Origin of the sequence: Paenibacillus sp. Soil750, assembly GCF_001428045.1 — a bacterium.
Classification (GTDB): Bacteria; Bacillota; Bacilli; order Paenibacillales; family NBRC-103111; genus Paenibacillus_E; species Paenibacillus_E allorhizoplanae.
This window is the reverse complement of the sequence record NZ_LMSD01000012.1, coordinates 1,096,098-1,110,357: the sequence shown is the minus strand read 5'-3', so window position 1 is coordinate 1,110,357 and position 14,260 is coordinate 1,096,098. Positions and strand designations below refer to the sequence as shown.

14 protein-coding genes are annotated in these 14,260 nt (G+C 44.9%); 3 read left to right on the top strand and 11 right to left on the bottom strand.

What is annotated here, in order from left to right; all coding sequences use genetic code 11:
• Positions 1 to 8: 8 nt before the first annotated feature.
• The 6 genes from ASL11_RS16770 to ASL11_RS16745 all read right to left on the bottom strand — a co-directional run bounded on the left by ASL11_RS16770 (position 9) and on the right by ASL11_RS16745 (position 7,373).
• A complete protein-coding gene (locus tag ASL11_RS16770; RefSeq protein ID WP_056616606.1) occupies positions 9 to 914 on the bottom strand; it encodes a carbohydrate ABC transporter permease in 906 nt (301 codons plus the stop codon).
• A 157-nt stretch (positions 915 to 1,071) separates the two neighbouring features.
• A complete protein-coding gene (locus tag ASL11_RS16765) occupies positions 1,072 to 2,445 on the bottom strand; it encodes an ABC transporter substrate-binding protein (RefSeq protein ID WP_056616601.1) in 1,374 nt (457 codons plus the stop codon).
• 89 nt (positions 2,446 to 2,534) lie between these two features.
• The gene (locus ASL11_RS16760; RefSeq protein WP_056616598.1) at positions 2,535 to 4,136 is read right to left on the bottom strand and encodes a response regulator; all 1,602 of its coding nucleotides are present in this window, start codon (positions 4,134 to 4,136) and stop codon (positions 2,535 to 2,537) included.
• The gene (locus tag ASL11_RS16755; protein ID WP_056616591.1) at positions 4,114 to 5,916 is read right to left on the bottom strand and encodes a sensor histidine kinase; all 1,803 of its coding nucleotides are present in this window, start codon (positions 5,914 to 5,916) and stop codon (positions 4,114 to 4,116) included. Before ASL11_RS16755 ends, ASL11_RS16760 begins: the two co-directional genes overlap by 23 nt.
• 286 nt (positions 5,917 to 6,202) lie before the next feature.
• On the bottom strand, positions 6,203 to 6,616 hold the full coding sequence (locus tag ASL11_RS16750; RefSeq protein WP_056616588.1) for a VOC family protein: 414 nt from the start codon (positions 6,614 to 6,616) through the stop codon (positions 6,203 to 6,205).
• Between the two features lie 82 nt (positions 6,617 to 6,698).
• Positions 6,699 to 7,373, bottom strand: a complete 675-nt coding sequence (locus tag ASL11_RS16745; RefSeq protein WP_056616586.1) for a DUF6022 family protein — start codon at positions 7,371 to 7,373, stop codon at positions 6,699 to 6,701.
• Positions 7,374 to 7,480: 107 nt separating this feature from the next.
• Between ASL11_RS16745 and ASL11_RS16740 the strand changes: the two genes are divergently transcribed.
• Positions 7,481 to 8,191 carry a TetR/AcrR family transcriptional regulator C-terminal domain-containing protein gene (locus ASL11_RS16740; RefSeq protein ID WP_056616584.1) on the top strand — a complete coding sequence of 237 codons (711 nt, stop codon included), beginning with the start codon at positions 7,481 to 7,483 and terminating at the stop codon, positions 8,189 to 8,191.
• Between the two features lie 422 nt (positions 8,192 to 8,613).
• On the opposite strand, the gene ASL11_RS16730 is transcribed toward ASL11_RS16740, so the two are convergent.
• The 4 genes from ASL11_RS16730 to ASL11_RS16715 all read right to left on the bottom strand — a co-directional run bounded on the left by ASL11_RS16730 (position 8,614) and on the right by ASL11_RS16715 (position 11,467).
• Positions 8,614 to 9,069: a VOC family protein gene (locus ASL11_RS16730; protein WP_056616580.1), complete on the bottom strand. Its 456-nt coding sequence runs from the start codon at positions 9,067 to 9,069 to the stop codon at positions 8,614 to 8,616.
• A gap of 81 nt (positions 9,070 to 9,150) precedes the next feature.
• Positions 9,151 to 9,600: a DoxX family protein gene (locus tag ASL11_RS16725; RefSeq protein ID WP_056616572.1), complete on the bottom strand. Its 450-nt coding sequence runs from the start codon at positions 9,598 to 9,600 to the stop codon at positions 9,151 to 9,153.
• 20 nt (positions 9,601 to 9,620) lie between these two features.
• Positions 9,621 to 10,217 carry a TetR/AcrR family transcriptional regulator gene (locus ASL11_RS16720; protein WP_056616569.1) on the bottom strand — a complete coding sequence of 199 codons (597 nt, stop codon included), beginning with the start codon at positions 10,215 to 10,217 and terminating at the stop codon, positions 9,621 to 9,623.
• Between the two features lie 215 nt (positions 10,218 to 10,432).
• Positions 10,433 to 11,467 carry an AraC family transcriptional regulator gene (locus tag ASL11_RS16715; RefSeq protein WP_056616566.1) on the bottom strand — a complete coding sequence of 345 codons (1,035 nt, stop codon included), beginning with the start codon at positions 11,465 to 11,467 and terminating at the stop codon, positions 10,433 to 10,435.
• 112 nt (positions 11,468 to 11,579) lie between these two features.
• On the opposite strand from ASL11_RS16715, the gene ASL11_RS16710 reads away from it, so the two are divergent.
• Positions 11,580 to 12,161, top strand: coding sequence for an NAD(P)H-dependent oxidoreductase (locus tag ASL11_RS16710; protein WP_235550481.1), 582 nt, complete (start codon positions 11,580 to 11,582; stop codon positions 12,159 to 12,161).
• Positions 12,162 to 12,245: 84 nt separating this feature from the next.
• Here the strand turns inward: ASL11_RS16710 and ASL11_RS16705 are convergent, their stop codons facing one another.
• Positions 12,246 to 12,404, bottom strand: a complete 159-nt coding sequence (locus ASL11_RS16705) for a hypothetical protein (protein WP_056616564.1) — start codon at positions 12,402 to 12,404, stop codon at positions 12,246 to 12,248.
• A 206-nt stretch (positions 12,405 to 12,610) separates the two neighbouring features.
• Here ASL11_RS16705 and ASL11_RS16700 point away from each other — a divergent pair, with 206 nt between their 5' ends.
• Complete coding sequence (locus ASL11_RS16700) at positions 12,611 to 14,260, top strand: alpha-amylase family glycosyl hydrolase (protein ID WP_056616560.1); 1,650 nt, start codon at positions 12,611 to 12,613, stop codon at positions 14,258 to 14,260.

Genomic DNA, 14,260 nt, shown 5'->3' with positions numbered 1-14,260 from the left:
CTTTACTATTAGAAGTGTTGCTGCCAACGTTTCTGGCTCTGCCATTGAATAATCGTGACGACGAAGATGATGGCAAATAGCACCCAAGAGACGGTAGCTGCATAGCCCATTTTGTAGAATCGGAAAGCAAGTAAGTAAATGTGATAGGATAACACCATCGTCGAATCAATAGGACCACCCTGTGTCATAATATTGACGGGTCCGAATATCTGGAAGGAACCGATAATGAGTGTAATGGCAACGAGAAAAGTGGTTGGCGTGAGCATAGGAATAGTAATTTGGAAAAACTGACGAATTTTCGAAGCCCCATCAATATCGGAAGCCTCGTACAAATCCTTGGAAATCCCTTGCAATCCGGCCAAGTAAATGACCATCGAGTAACCAATCGTTACCCACACCTGCATAATGATTATCGCGAACAGAGCAGAATTTGGGCTCGACAACCAGCCTGGTGGATGATCAATGCCAACGGACTTGAGCAACTGGTTGATCGGACCATCGGACGCACGGTACATAATGCTCCAAATGACGGATACAGCGACGAGCGAGCTGACATAAGGCAGGAAGATCAGCGTTCGCAGTGTTTGCTTGAAAAACACATACTTGTTCAGTACGACAGCAAACAGGAGTCCTATAATGATAGAGCCTGGAACGCTGACTAGTGTAAAGACCATATTATTTTTGAGCGCTTTGACGAATTTCGGATCACTGCCCAACGCTTTGAAATTATCAAAGCCAACCCATTCGATCCCCGCAAACCCTTTGAGATATTCCCAATCCACGAATACGAGGTACAAACTGAATAAGATCGGCAGTAATATAAAGATAAGGTACCCTGAGAAGTTGGGCAAAATGAACAGGTAGCCTGCAAGGTTTTCCCTGAATTTGGCGTTATGCCAGAAATGTCGTTTCATTCGTAAGCCACCCTTTCGAATTCATGTGTTAACGTAACTTTACCAAGCGAATGAACGAATTCCCATAGCGTGAACGTGATCTTTTCTGTAGTTTCATTGAAAAAACCTCCAGCAAGAATCTGCCAGAGGTTTCCAAGTCACTGAAAATGAATTTGCCTTACTTTTTGGCGCCTTTGATCGTTGTATCCGCACGCGTTTTCATTGTATCCAAAGCCTTATCAAGCGGTTGAGCGCCAAGCAGATATTTCTCCATCTCATCTTTAAAGATAGCTCTTAGTTCAGTTGGAACAGGTACATTGTAGGACGTTGGGAATGTGTAATTGCCAGCTAGCAGTGCTTTCAAGGAGGCTTCGTCAATCAGATCCTTCGCATCACCAATGAGGATAGAGGCGATTTTGCCAGCATCTGCTTTTTTATTCGTTGGAATACGGCCGCCTGGTACCATGGACATATTACCTTCTTGTAAATACCAAGAGATGAATTTCATGGATGCTTCTTTGTTTTTACTGTTTTTATTAATGGACATATAGTCGCCCATACCGCCACCTGGATTAATGTTGCTGCCTGCCGTAAATTGCGGATAAGGAGCGAATGCAACTTTGAAATCATGCGGGAAGCTCTTGATGTCCTTAATATAACGGATGATGTAAATTTGAGAAGCCATCATAGCAGCTTTGCTTGTTAAAAGTTCATTTTGCACGGTAATTTTGCCAGCTACAGCTTCGGAATATTTCATCATGACGCCCTTGTCTTCCAAGCTCTTCTGCATTTCCAAGCCTTTCTTCATGGCTGGGCTATTAAAGTTGGATGTGCCATCTGCAGCGATTACCCAGTCTTGAGGCTTGGCTGTTTGTAGAACAGTATCCCCGAACCAACCCAAAGCTGGATCCAGCATGGTACCCTTCATAGCCCCTTTGTTAAGTTTGGTAGCCATTGCACTGAAATCGTCCCATGTCCAGGCGGTTGGGAGTTTCTCGCCGGCTGCATCTAGCGCTTTCATATTGAAAAGCACAGCACCCAAGTTCTTATTTGCTGGCAGGTAATAATATTTGCCGTCTGCGAATTTCTTGATATTAGCCGCTCCGATAATACCCTCAACGTCAAATCCTGATTTGGCTATAAGATCGTCCAAAGGCTCTGCCATGCCAGCAGCTTGGCGTTTGGTCATATAGGCATCACCGTAGTTCATGTAAATATCAGGTGCATCTGTATTAGAGAGCAGGGCTGTTTCGAGCTTCAGGTTGCCCGGGTCGTCGTTGACATAACGCGTATATTCTACTTTAATGTTTGGATTCGCTTTATTCCACGCATCGACGGCATCTTGTGGTCCGCTTTCTGGCGGAACGCCTCCCCAGAATTTAAGGGTAACTGGTTTCTGTGCTTCAGGTGTAGGTGTAGCCGCTGCTGCGGTGGCAGCAGGCGCGACGGACGCAGCTGCAGAAGGTGATGCCTCAGGTGTTTTGGAGCAGCCGGTTACGAGAACGCTTACAGCAAGAGCAATTGAAGCTCCCATGCCTAATATTTTTTTCATTTGTTCATCCCCTTTTCTTTTGGTAGTTAAATCGTAATGCAAATGTTCCCAAAAAGACACGGAGTATTCTTTACGAAGTAAGCATTATTCTACGATGTTCGATGTCCAAAGATGAGCTTGCGAAACTCAGTCGGGTACATGCCCTCCATTTGCTTAAAGCTTCGGCTGAAATGGTTGGGATCGGCATATCCAATAAGCTCAGAAATTTCGAAAATTTTATAATCGGGATTCTTGAGCAGCTCACGGGCATTTTTCATCCGAACATTCGTTATATAATCGGTGATCGTTTTGCCCGTTTCCTTTTTGAACAAAATACTCAAGTAATTCTCTGTATAACCAACGTTATTAGCTAAATCAGCTACCTTAAGTGGTAAATTATACTTCTCCATAATTTGACGGATCACCATTTGAATCTCCGGTCGGAGTTTCTCCTTCCCATGTTCACGTTTGTACGCTAGAAAGACGGGCAGCCATCCGATGAACCAGTTGGATAATGCCTGTAAAGTTTCAGCATTGCGAATGACATGGTACGGATATTGCTGCTCATGAAGGGTAACGGAGTAAATATCGCCGCCTTCCGCCTTCAAACAGCGTGCGAAAATATGAAGTAAACCAAGCCACTGCTCTCGCAGTAAGGCAGGAGGAATATTCTTATTGTGGCAAAGCTCCTCGGTCCAGGCGGCAATCTTCTCACGTAAGCCGATCTCGTCACCTTCTTCGATACGTTTCATCCATTCCTCTTCCTGCCATGGCTCAGATAGCGTGGGAAGTGATACATGTAAATGATCATAGTAAACGATGCAGGAGCCCCCGTAATAGAATCGGTAGCTTAAAGCATGATCTGCTTTTTCATAGGCTTGATGCAGAGCAAATGTATCCTCGTAGGAAGGAGACACACCGATAGCCAGTGAAATTTTCAGGAAAACCTGTACGGCATTCTGCATTTCGACTAACATGTTCGCGTTAATTTGGCCTGTAAGGACACAGAACTTTCCAACCGCCATCTCAACTAGCTCGCCATTGCCATACTTCTTGAGAATCTCATTAAGGACATTTTTCACCGTGTATGTCAAAAGACGATCGCTTTGGAAACGGTTATTTTGCGTCAATTCCTCATAAGAATCGATCTGGATCACCGCCGCTGATAAGGGGGAAGTGAATAGTTCCAGCTGGAATTCTCGCCATACTTGTTCGATTTCCCCACGGGAAACATGGCCTTGGAGGAGCTCGCGCAACCGTTTTTCTTTGACCTCGTTGCTATATTGATTCACCTTCTGCTCCAGCTGCGTTCTCGCATTCTGGCCTTGCTTCTCCAGTTGTAATTGATCCCGGATTGCGCCTAGCTTCTCCATCAGCTCGGAGGGATTGATTTCTAATTTCGTGACATATTCAATGGCACCTAGACGTAATGCCTGTTGTACATAGTTGAAGTCGTTATGATTGGATAAAATGAGACATTTGATCGCCGGCCAGCGTTCACGGATCTGTTTCAATAATTCAAGCCCGTCCATCTCCGGCATCCGAATATCTGTAAGTACGACATCACAAGCCTGCGATTCTAATATTTTCAAAGCTTCCAACCCATTAGCAGCTTCGCCTATGACCTGGAAATCTTCATTATCTCTAGGAATGATCGTTTTTAAGCCAATGCGCACAAGGATTTCATCATCAACGATCAGAATTCTCAGCATCTGTATTCCTCCTTTTCAAAGGCAGCACCAGTAGTAGTCGGACGCCTTCGCCCTCCACACTTGAAATTTGCATACCGTACTGCATGCCAAAGTGGAGCTTGATTCGTTCATTTACATTGCGTATTCCGATGCCGCTGAACTTTGCGTGTGGCTGATTCAGGGATGACTCGACTTGCTCAATCATCTCCATACTCATACCTACGCCGTTATCCTGCATCACAATATGCAGATTCCCATTAACTTCTTCAGCTTGAAGCTCGATAAGAAGCGGGAACCGATTGCCATGAATAATGCTGTTCTCCACGGCAGGCTGCAGCGTGAATTTTAACACTTCGCAATCAAGCAGCGCTTCCGGAATGTGAGAAGTAAATGTGATTTGATCATGATATCGAATTTCTTGGAGAGATAAGTACACTTGTAAATAGTCCAGTTCTTCTTGCAAGGTGACAAATTCTTGTTCATTCCGCATGGTGAAATTTAGCAGTTTACCCAGTTTAGTAATCATTTCACTGATATGATCAGCGCCAGAAAGCAGCGCCATCCATTTGATTGAATTGAGTGTATTGAGTAGAAAATGCGGATTAATTTGCGCTTGAAGCGCTTGGAACTGGGCTTTCTGCTTGCGCCGCTGCTCATCATATAAGTCGGATATGAGATCTTGCAGATGCAGCACCATACGATTGAAGTTATTGCCAAGCAGGGCGATCTCGTCTTCCCCTTTTATCGTAACCAGCGTATTAAATTCCCCCTTACCCACCTTGGTCATGGATTTGGCCAATTGTTTGAAAGGACTCGTTACACGAAGCATGAGTATGATGAAGGCGATGGCAAATAGAAGGAACCAGGCGACAACCCAGGTGATGGATTTGTCTTTTTCCCGACTAAGCTGTGTGGCAAAATCCTTCTGATTCATGAATTGGACTAGCCGCCAACCTAGCTGTGGTACATAAGCGTCATTCATAAAATAGAGATGGTCTTTGATTTTCACTTCTTGAATGCCATTTACATTGGTACGAACGTTCTGAAGGGCATGATTCGCCAACAAATCTGCAGCCGCACGATCACCGATTAAGAGATTCTGGTCTTCATCGACGAGGACAGAGGTTATGCCTGAAGCTTGTTGCTGCTGGATCTCGGCGTTCGGATAGAAGAAAACTGGGATCGGTACGCTGATAAAAAACACACCATAGTTACTTGTATATTCGCCATTAATTTGTCTCGTCATGACGATCAGATCTTGTTTATTATTGGATGAAGGAAGTGAGTAGGGAACCGTCCAGTAAGGGAAGCCATTGCGCCGCAGCGTTGGTTCGTACCAGCTTTCCTTGTAGAAGGATTGGACATTCGTTGGTGTGACGGCAGACCATGTGGTATGTGTAAACCCTCTGTTGTCGTATAACCCAAGTTGCGTAGTACTATCGAGAAGGAGATCTTTGACATTGGACATTTTCTTCTGCAGGCTCGTGAGCTTAATGAAGGAGAGGTAGTTATTGGACCAATCCGCAGGTTCTTTCAGAAATTTCTCCGTCTCTGGATCATTAATAATCAGACTAGACGCGGTGATCATGCGAACGGCCATCTCGTTCATGGCTGTGGCTTTCTGGGATACGGCGGCTTGATTGGATTGGTTGAGCTGAATTTGTACAATATCTTCAGAAGACTTATAGAACCGGTATAGAATGGTCACAACTGGAAGGATAATCAGGAAAAACAAAGAGATCAGAATCTTTCCACGCAAAGTCTTGATTGGACTGCGAAGTTTCATCATGGATGTCACCATTAACCTCATCTTCTAGGATTAGTAATCTCTTCTATCATACAACGATGACTCTTATCCTGCTAGAGAGAGTAGGAGGAAGCGTAGTATTTCAAAGAATATGCCGTATAAAACAAAGAATATGCATGGTCAATGTTAGGCGATTGGAGGGCGATAGGGGAATGGGCAGATAGGCTGATAGACAGATAGTAGAAAGCAATAGGCAATAGGCAATAGGCAGAAGACAGAAGACAGAAGACAAATAGGCAAAAAAAAGAGGTGTGAGATTCTCCCACCACCTACTGTATGCTTATTGATTCGCAGCGTTTGGATCCATCCAAAATAATTCCCATTGATGGCCGTCAAGATCTTGGAAGCTGTGCTGATACATGAAACCGAGATCGTTAGGGTCACTATAAAGCGTACCTCCAGCCGCTACAGCCTTTTCGATGAGTTCGTTGACTTCTTCACGACTAGAGAAGCTTAAAGCAACGAGTACTTCTGTCGTTTTCGTAGCATCGGATATTTGTTTTTTCGTAAACGTTTGGAAATATTTCTCGACCAATAGCATGACATAGATGTGTTCACTGATCACCATGCAGGTTGCATTTTCATCCGTAAATTGGGGGTTGAACGTGAACCCCATAGAAGTAAAGAAAGCGATCGACTTGTCCAAATCTTTTACAGGTAAATTCACGAAAATTTTATCCGATTGAACGGCCACGATAGGATCACCTCAATGAGTTATTTGGTAGTCACTCTCTATAATAATGGATCGTAAATTAGCGCGTCAAATGCGCCGGAAATTAGGGAGAGTGAATAGGACGTTTGAAATAAGCAATCATTTTCCCGTCTGCTTGTGCAACAGTGATAAGTTCCCAACTATAACGTCCCCAGTGGGATAACGCTTCATCCAGTGACCAGCTGCTATGTTCGGATTCTGATTTTCCAAGACAATCGGCCAAGGAGACATCCGTGGCGTATTCCCATTGCGTTATCTGGTGAGGTTCTTGGGAAAGATTACGTACTTCTTTACGATCCCATCGCACACGTGTAGTGGCTTGGGATAAAGCCGATAGGATATCTATTTTTTCCGTGACTTGTAAAAAAAGAAGCTGTGGTGCCCGCGGCACGAAAAAGGAACGATGCGAATGATAAATCTGAAGCACCAATGTACCGATAGGCGTGCCTACGTGATCATGAATGAGGTACCAAGCGCAGCGCTCACGCTCTTCGGGAGGACCCCAATTCTCGATCGAATTGTGACGATTAAAACCAGCTTTAATCTGGTACCCTTCTTGCTGGAAAGGTTCAACAACGTGTGCCATGAAGTCTTGAATCCAGACACTGTACGCACGATCGCCATACTCGTTGAACATTGAAATGAGTTCAGTTTGTTTATTCTCGTATACCGATTTCCAAGTATCGGATAGCCGATTTTCTGCTTTTCGGAATAAAAGATCGATTTGGTTGTTGGTCATGAAGAACAACTCCTTTTGGATTTTATTTAACAGTGTTAGAATAATAATTTAATGATGTTAGATTAATGTATTGTGGTATAATTGTCAAGAGAAATTGGAGGTCGAACATGGCGCGTAGACGAATTCATCCCCTACAAACGGAGGGGGCCGATGAAGGACAAGGGGCATCCGATGTACATACCCCACTAGATCGTGAACGTATTATTCAAGCTGTCCTAACACTGTTGCGCGATGAGGGGTTAGGATCGATCAGCATGCGTAAAATTGCAGATTCTCTCGGTGTTAAGGCAGCTTCTCTGTATTATCATGTCAAAGACAAAGAGCAATTAATGCATCTTCTCGCTGAGCAAATTAGTTCTGATGTGAGCTTTCCAGATGAAAGCCTCGATTGGCAGGAGCAGCTTCGCGAGTGGGCGCTTCATTTCCGACTCGTGCTGCATCGTTATCGAGATGCGATATCCATCATGAGCGCAACGATGGCTGGGAGCCCCCAGCGGCTGGCGCATATCGAGTTTCTATACCGATTATTCGCCAAATCGGGCTTCAGCGATCCGCACATTCCATGGTTCGCCAGCATGGTTAAGAATTTCATCTATAGTTTCGTCGATGAAGAAAATCGCTTAATGGCAATCGCGGCACCCGTCGAGCCTTCAGATAAAATCGAAGAGACCCCAGCAACACGTATGCAATCGCTCTCCGCCGAACTATATCCCCATTTTGTTCGGCTATTGCCCTATACGACGGCAGTCAATTGGGATGAAGAGTTTTTGTTCGGGCTTAAGGTGTTAGTCGACGGTTTTGAAGCTCAGCGCAAGTAGGCTGCGTTACGCGAAAAAGAGGGCCCCCCGAAAGCCATGGTTACTGGCGGGGACCCTCTTTTTCACGTTTTTTGAGTGCAAAAATGCTAAAGTACTAAAGTACAACCTTTTGTAGGGGAATGACCACGCCAATTGAAATGGTTGCAAATCTGCAACTATTTCTGCTGCGCTCCTCATTTTGGTGGCGTTTCGGCCCAAAAGGTTGCGCTTTCGCACGCATTTATCATTGTGTAGCCTTTTCCTCGGAAAAGGTTGTATTTTTGCATCTTTGGGCATTTAAGCAGGGGCGTGTCGCTGCTGTAACGATGTTTTTCATCGTTACAGTACGGTGAGGCGAGCGAAACCAGCCCACATCGCCCCCGCTGCAGCTTTTTACCAAAAAAGGAGCCAAGCGCAGACGCGCTTGAAGCTCCTTTTCGTACTTATCCTTCGTAAGCTTGCTTAAGCGCGGCGATGTCAATCTTCTGCATGCCGAGCATCGCGTTCATCACACGAGCCGCTTTCACGCGATCTTCGGCATTGAGTAGTTCCCCTAGGATACTCGGGATGATTTGCCAAGACAGGCCAAATTTATCCTGTACCCAACCACAGCGCTGAGGCATGCCGCCTTCAGACAGCTTTTCCCAATAGGTGTTGACTTCTTCTTGCGACTCGCAGTTTACGTATAGCGAGAGGGCAGGGGTGAATTTGAAATGAGGCCCGCCATTTAAAGCCATATACCGCACCCCACCAAGCAAAAATGTTCCTGAAATAACTCTTCCTTCAGGCCCAGAGCGACTTATACTTTCAATTTGGGAATCGCTGAATATGGATGTATAGAAGTTCATTGCCTCTTCGGCATTGCCGTCGAACCATAAGAATGGCGAGATTTTTTGCATGTCAGCAGCTCCTTTTATTAGGTATTGTATCACAAATGTTGCTGAATTCATGCGCATCGTAGCTGTTATCGCACATTACATCTATTGCGCAAACCATGGCGATGCCAAGACAACAGCCCCGATAAAAACGAGCTGCAGTAATATCCGAACTGCCAATTGAGGCACAGGCTTGCCGCCAATCGTCAATTTCTTGCGAGCAGCGAAGACGTTAGCGGGAAACATTGCGAGCAGCAGGAGCAATAGACCGATCGAGGCAGCCAGTGACATAACGGGAATCATTATCCCGATGGCACCGGCAATTTCTAAGTAGCCCGTAATCGTTACGATTGAGGCGGGTCTTGGGAAAGCAGGAGGGACCATCCGAATCAGATCTGGACGTCTTTTACCCCAATGTGCTGAGGCTGTAAGCAGATACATGACAGCGACTGCGCCTTGCAGCGCGGTGTGCCAATCATCGAAATATGTCCACCCGAGAGAACCGATTCCCCAAAAAAGTAGAAATGATGACATTAGCGCAATGAAAGGTGCCATGCGAATACCTCCTTATGATCTTATTTGGATTGGTTTTTCAAAATGGTGGACATAAATGTAGACACCTCAGTAGAGATCAGCGAGGTTGTCGAGGCAAAAGAGGAACGGACACGTAATCCAAGGGAGAGCAGGACGAACATTTCAGCAGTTTGGTCCGGGTTAACGTTTTCAATAATGACACCATGAAGCTGACCAATTGTGATCCAGTTCTTAGCAAAAGACACGGATCTCTCATAGAAATGCTGCAGCACATCCGCAACGGTCGGATCATCTTCCTTACCAAGTAAGTATTTGAGTATTTTATTCGTGATATCATGGGGATCTTCTAATGCGGTAAGATTATGCGCGATGCTTTGCATCGGTCCATCAAAGGTTTTGGCAGCGTGTTCCGTCTCCTGCATGAATTTCGTATTCGTTTCTTCGAGTCGCTCGTGCAGCACCATCGCGTAAATTTCGTCTTTACTCTTCACGTAATGGAAGATAGCTCCTTTGGATAGCGAAGATTGATCCATGATATCTTTCATCGTGATTGCGTGGCAGCCTTTTTCCTTCAATAGCGCTTTCGTCGCTTCGAGGAGCTTTCGTGTGGTGATTTCTCTGCGTTCCTCATTCTTCATATGCACAATCCTCCGTCTTTTGGAAATTAATCCATAACCTCATTATATAAACAGACCGTCGGTTTGTAAATAGAGAAATCCAACGACGCCACAAGAGTTAGAACCTCAGCAGCGTCGATGCACACCATTTGTTTGAATATTACGATTGTATGAAAATTAAGCGTCGTCCCCTATCATTTGTTTAAGTACCCCAACATTTGACTCAACAGCATCGCTCAGCCATTCACCCGTATTTGTTCACTTTGGATCGTGGCTCGATACTGTCCAGGCGTTAAGCCAGTCCATTTTTTAAAGGCATTTTGAAAGGCACTAGGCTCGGAAAAATGCAGCACATAAGCGATGTCACCAACGGAGAACTCCCATTTGCGAAGGTAGCCCATGGCTAATTCTTTGCGTACTTGAATGGAGAGATCGTTATATGTCGTATTCTCTTCTTTCAATTTATGTTGAAGTGTGCGTGCGCTCATTTGGAGGAAATCTGCAGTTTGCTGCAAGGATGGGAAATAGGATGGCATGCACGAACGTATCCACTGGACAACTTGTTCAGTAAATCGGCTAGCTTGTGTGAGCTCTTGTCTAGTTTCTTGTGCGATATTCTCAAATATGTTCAGTAACTTAGCGTCGGAATAGAGGACGGGGTAATGCAACACATCCTTGCTGAAACGCAAATAATTGCTGTTCGCAGCGAATCGAGGGATTCGCCCAAATACGGGTTGATAAGGCGTTACATCTGCTGTTGCCTCGTGATGAAATGCTACCTCCAGCAGTGGGATTGCCCGATTACTGAGTCTGCCGATCAAACGGAATAAGGAGCTGGCCATATCTTCTATACAATGACGGGTCATCTGTCCCTGACCGGGATGTTGTAGAAACATGGAGATCCGTACATCATCACCTTCCACGTCCCAGTCCAAATTAAATCCGCTGCATAGCAGTACGTTATATCGCTGGTAAGCCGTTAACGCATCGACGACGGATTGGGAATGCATCATGACATAGCCAAGGATGCCCATATCGGCGAATTCCATGATCTGTCCCTGATGTAAACCGAAATGAGTATCCTGGGTAAAATGGGCCGCGGCTATCGTTAATCGCTCCAATTCCTCGCCTGGGATGCGTGCCTCTACATCTTGGAGAAGACTAGCGTCGAAGGATGCATACGTGAGAAATTTATCCGAATCAAAGCCTTTTTGCACCACCGTTTTCATAATGGGGTACACCATAGAAATGGCAACACCTTGGCTTTTCAAGTTGAAAATCCCTCCTTTGCGTGAATCAGCAATTGGTTTGCGTGTTTCATCATTCAAAACAAACTGCATTCATTCTATGCTGATTATAGTCGCAAATAAGGAGGAAATCATCTTGAAATCGAATATACTTGTCATTAACGGACATCCAGATCCGCAAAGCTATTGTGCGGCCCTAACGAATGCCTATATCGAAGGGGTCTCACTCAATAAGGTTGACATCCAGAGGATAGATATTTATTCCTTAACGTTTGATCCAAATCTGCAGTTTGGTTATCGGAAGCGTACAGAGCTCGAAGAGGATTTACTGCATGCACAGGAACTCATCCGTTGGGCTGATCATCTAGTCTTCGTTTATCCAACCTGGTGGGGGGCGATGCCCGCGATGATGAAGGGGTTTATTGATCGGGTTTTCTTGCCTGGCTTCGCTTTCAAATATCGCGAGAAGTCCGCGCTTTGGGATAAGTTGCTGGTAGGTAAATCTGCACATCTCATTGTGACAACGGATACACCTGCTTGGTACAGTCGATGGGTCAATAAGCATGCGGGATACCGTGTAATGAAGCACAATATATTGCAATTCTGCGGGATTACGCCCGTACGTCTAACGGAGATTGGACCTGTAAAGCCGTCCTCGTTAGAGAAGCGAGCCAAATGGTTGGAGAAAGTAAAGCAGCTAGGAACGAAATTAGCCTAGTTAATGTGCTTAAACTACCGTGAGCGAATAAGGCATTATGCAAAGAGGGAGGCCCCTAAGGACCTCCCTCTTGATCTTACCAACCTAACGATGTTCCACCAAATCGATTGCTCCTAGAATCACATGAGCAACACCAAAGCCGAGCACGCCGACACCAAGAAGCTTATATTTGCTTTTTAGCATAGTAGCACCAGATGCAGAAACGACAGTTCCAAGAACAGCAGGAATCAATCCCTCGCGCATGAACATCACTCCTCCAAGTTTGTTTGGGTTAGGCAAGACATCTTAGTTTGCGTCAAAGTCATTAACATATGCAGGATGGAGAATTAATGGAACATAATCGCATCATAATTGAGTAGAAACGGACATTGGCAGGTTATGCCATAACCGCTACGATGTGAAGAGGAGTAAGCGTTAGCATCCTTCAAACTAAAAGGAGATTCACATCTATGTCTCATTTTCCCACAAAAGGATCACAAGGTGTACGGTTCATGTTTGCGACGGAAAGCCAGATAGAAAGTGTCGCGGTTGCAGGGACTTTTAACAATTGGAATGGCGATAGGAACTTCATGCGTCAAATCGAGGGGGAGAACGTCTGGGGGCTTGAGCTTCCGATCCCGAAGGGGAGGCATCTCTATAAATTCGTCGTGAATGGGGATAGTTGGATACTAGATCCCATGAATCCGAGTGTATCGGAAGATGGGCAAAATAATTCAGCGATCACGGTGACGGAGCATGGCGATGTGCTGATTAGAACAAATGACATTACAGAGGAACATCCAGGATATATGTATGACAATTATAAGGCGCTCTCTAGTCCTGAATGGATTATGAAAGCTGTCATTTACGAACTTCATATTCGAGCATTTACTAAAAACGGTTTTAATGGATTGGCTGATCAAATCAACTATTTCAAAAAACTCGGGGTAAACACGCTGTGGCTAATGCCATTCAACGAAGTAGGTCTTGAAGGTAGGCTTGGTAAGTATGGTGATCCGTATGCTGTGAAGGATTTTTATCGTATTGATCCAAGCTTTGGAACGAAAGAGGAACTAACGGCATTCATCCGCTTAGCGCATGAGAACGGGATGAGAGTCATTCTGGATTGGGTTCTGAACAGAACGAGTGTGGATCATATCATGACTACAAGTCGTCCGGATTTTTTCACGCGAACCGAACAAAATGAGCTGTTTTACGATGTGCCCAATCGATCCTATTTCGCTGGACTACAGTTCGATAATCGTGATATGCGAAACTATGTCATTGAGGCAATGAAGTATTGGGTTGTTGCGTTTGATTTTGACGGTATTCGACTGGATGATTCGGACATTACCCCGTATGATTTTCTAACAGAAATCAAGCAAGCTCTGCAAGTGGTAAAAGCAGATCTCATCCTAATTTCACAGTCCTACGATGAGTATCATCATCTGGAATCCTGCGATTTGACTTACGATGGCAAGCTGCGCATTCTCATTCGCGATTGGATCGATAGAAAGATCACTCAACAAGAGTTCATGTCCATTTATAATTCTTTTAAATACAGCTTCCCTCAACATGCGCTTAGAATGAGTTGGCTCGAGGAGAAAGAACAGTCTCGAATAGCTTCTTATTTAGGCGAAAAGCTTGCTGGACCCGCAGCAACGATTTTGCTTACGTTAGAAGGTGTTCCATGCTTGATGATGGGACAGGAGTTTAATGAGCCGACCTTGGCAACATGGGCGTCGTTATTCGATGAATATCAACTCGATTGGCAACAATTTGATAAAGAAATGTTTGAACATTATGCTTTTCTCAATCAGCTTCGCACGAGCAATCCCGCATTTTGGAAGGGGAAATTGACGTTTATCCGTAATTCAGGTGACATGGTTTTGTCGTATACGAGGCAGTATGAGAGTGATACGTTTATGATCGTTGTTAATTTATCGCCAGATGCCGTGTTTGTTCGATTTGACGATAGTCAGGTAGACGAGGATGATATCCATGATTGGAATAATGTGATCTATCGAACAGGGACGGGCAAGCGCCAGTTTGCGAAAGACTCGTCAGAGTTGTGGCTGGACGGTTATGAGAGTGTCATTTTTAGAAAAGTGAACGTTTAG